Origin of the sequence: Legionella worsleiensis, assembly GCF_001467535.1 — a bacterium.
GTDB classification, from domain to species: Bacteria; Pseudomonadota; Gammaproteobacteria; order Legionellales; family Legionellaceae; genus Legionella; species Legionella worsleiensis.
Map to the genome: position 1 here is coordinate 1 of NZ_LNZC01000021.1, position 255 is coordinate 255.

Sequence of the window (255 nt, forward strand, 5' to 3'; positions counted from 1 at the left end):
GGCCACACTCAAGGCATTGCCATTGGCAGAGCTGAATACTTGATTGGCGTCTTCACTCAGAGTTTGTGCGCCAGACACGCTGTTCACTGGCGCATCATTCACCGCATTAACGGTCAAACTTACCGTTGCTGTTTCCGTCGTTCCACCAGAAGTCACGGTATACGTAAAATCAGTCGTTCCATTGAAATTAGCGGCTGGGCTAAAACTTAAGGTACCGTCGGCATTCAAAAGAACCGTTCCATTCACAACATTGAC

1 protein-coding gene is annotated in these 255 nt (G+C 48.2%); it reads right to left on the reverse strand.

Annotated elements, in window-relative coordinates; all coding sequences use genetic code 11:
- Positions 1-255, reverse strand: a 255-nt coding sequence (locus Lwor_RS13870; RefSeq protein ID WP_162262301.1) for a cadherin-like domain-containing protein, incomplete at both ends; no start/stop codon positions are given.